Annotated in this window: 2 protein-coding genes; both read left to right on the forward strand. The window is 66.2% G+C overall.

The genetic code is table 11. The features are described 5' to 3' along the window. Positions 1–51 precede the first annotated feature (51 nt). Positions 52–1,548, forward strand: a complete 1,497-nt coding sequence (gene istA / locus NS2_RS35420; RefSeq protein WP_096490683.1) for an IS21 family transposase — start codon at positions 52–54, stop codon at positions 1,546–1,548. Continuing rightward, positions 1,545–2,342 carry an IS21-like element helper ATPase IstB gene (gene istB / locus NS2_RS35425; protein ID WP_033091734.1) on the forward strand — a complete coding sequence of 266 codons (798 nt, stop codon included), beginning with the start codon at positions 1,545–1,547 and terminating at the stop codon, positions 2,340–2,342. Before istA ends, istB begins: the two co-directional genes overlap by 4 nt. The last annotated feature ends 104 nt before the right edge of the window (positions 2,343–2,446 follow it).

Consider the following 2,446-nt stretch of genomic DNA (forward strand, 5'->3'; position numbering starts at 1 on the left):
CGGTGACGGTGATAGCGCCAACTGTCATCCGTCACTGCCCAGGGAGTTCCATTGAAGTCTGCGAGGGAGCGAATGGACATCATTTCCGCCTATCGAGAGGTCGGAACCTATCGAGGCGCCGCCGAGTTGTGCGGCACCACCCACAAAACCGTGAAACGCGTCGTGGAGCGGTTCGAGACCGGCGCGCCGCCAGCGCGGGGGCCACGGCCCCGTAATTACGACCATGTCCGTGAGCTGGTCGCCGAGCGCGTGGTCAAATCGAAGGGCCGCATCTCGGCCAAACGGCTGTTGCCGATCGCCCGCGCCGCCGGTTACGAGGGTTCGCCACGGAACTTCCGACGCCTGGTGGCGGAGCAGAAAGGGTTGTGGCGCAGGGATAATCATCGGGGACGGCGTCCGGCGGTGTGGTCGCCGGGTGAGTATCTGGTGATCGACTGGGCCGAGGCCGCGCCGGGGTTGTTCGTGTTCTGCGCGGTGCTGGCGTTCTCGCGGTGGCGTTTCGCCGCGTTTGCCGCCGACCAGAAACAGCCGACCACGCTCGCCCTGATCGCGGAAGCCTTCGCCGCGATCGGCGGGGTCCCTGCCAAGGTGCTGGCCGACCGGATGGGCTGCCTGAAGGCCGGAGTGGTCGCCGATGTCGTGGTCCCGACACCGGAATACATCCGGTTTGCAACACATTACGGCTTCTCACCGGATTTCTGCCGCGCCGCCGACCCGCAGTCGAAAGGCATCGTGGAACACCTCTGCGGTTATGCCCAAACCGATCTGGCGGTCCCGTTGCTGACCGAGGCTGCCGTGACCGGCGCGACTCTGGGCCTGCGCGAGGCCAACGCGGCGGCGAAAATCTGGTGCGCCGAGGTGAATTCGCTGACGCACTCGGAGATCTGCGCGGTCCCCGACCAACGGCTCATCGCGGAGCGAGAGTTGTTGGTGCCGTTGCCTTCTCTTCGGATGGAGATCGGTGCGCCAACGGTCAACCGCAAGGTCGACCGGCTCTCCTGCATCCGCTATGGGTCGGCGCGTTATTCGGTGCCTACTCGCCTGATCGGCGAGGTCGTGGTGATCGTGGTCGATCACGGCGCGCTGGTGGTGCTCGAGTCCGCGACCGGAGTGATCGTCGCCGAACATGAACTCGTCGCGCCCGGCGAGGCATCGATTCTCGATGCCCATTACGACGGTCCCCGGCCCGCGCCGAATCGCGGTCCACGTCCGAAAACTACGGTCGAGCACCAGTTCTGCGCTCTCGGCGAGGATGCCGAAGCGTTCCTGGTCGGCACGGCCGCCCACGGCAACAGCCGCCTGGGCGGCGAGTTGGAGATCCTGCTCGCGCTCGCCGCGGCGCATGGCGAGCAAGCGTTGATCGCTGCCCTGCGGCGGGCGGTGGCGTTCAAGCGGTTCCGCGCCGCCGATGTCCGCTCGATCCTGGCCGTCGGCACCGGAACTCCGCAGCCCCGCCCGGCCGGCGACGCGCTGGTGCTGGATCTGCCCACCGCGCCGACCCGGTCGCTCGACGCCTACAAAATCACCCGCGACGGGAGCGGCGCATGACAACCACTCGATCGAAAACCGCTGCACCCAAGCAAATCCCGGAACTGGCGGCCGATCTCGACGCCGGGCTGCGCCGGTTGAAACTGGCGGCCATCCGCCGCACCGCACCCGAAGTCCTCGCCGTCGCGAAAACCCAGCGCTGGACCCCGGAAGAAGTGCTGCGCACCCTGCTCGACACCGAGCTGGCCGCCCGCGACGCCTCCAATGCCCGCAATCGGCTCAAGGCCGCCGCGTTCCCGATCACCAAGACCCTCGACGGCTTCGACATCGCAGCCTCCTCGATCCCGCAAGCGACGTTCGACTATCTGTCGAGTCTGGAATGGGTTCGCGCTCAACAGAATCTGGCGTTGATCGGGCCACCTGGAACAGGGAAGAGTCACACCCTGATCGGGCTCGGCCACGCCGCGGTCACCGCCGGGCACAAGGTCCGATACTTCACCGCCGCCGACCTGATCGACACCCTCTACCGCGGTCTGGCCGACAACACCGTCGGCAAGGTCATCGACACCCTGCTACGCGCGGACCTGCTCATCCTCGACGAAATCGGGTTCGCCCCTTTGGATGACACCGGCACCCAACTACTGTTCCGGCTCGTCGCCGCAGCTTACGAGCGGCGTTCTCTCGCGGTCGCGTCTCATTGGCCGTTCGAGCAATGGGGCCGGTTCCTGCCCGAGCACACCACCGCCGCCAGCATCCTCGACCGGCTGCTGCACCACGCCACCGTCGTCATCACCGACGGCGATTCCTACCGCATGAAAAACCGAACCAAGCGAGGTGAACCAACCCCGAACTGACCAACAGCTGTGATCGATAACGAACGTTATCGATCACAGCCATCCAGCACGAGAGCGGGGACTTTCACCTGGCCACCAGCGGCGACTTCCACCCGGCCATTGAC

Source organism: Nocardia seriolae NBRC 15557, assembly GCF_007990715.1.
In the GTDB taxonomy this organism is placed as follows: Bacteria; Actinomycetota; Actinomycetes; order Mycobacteriales; family Mycobacteriaceae; genus Nocardia; species Nocardia seriolae.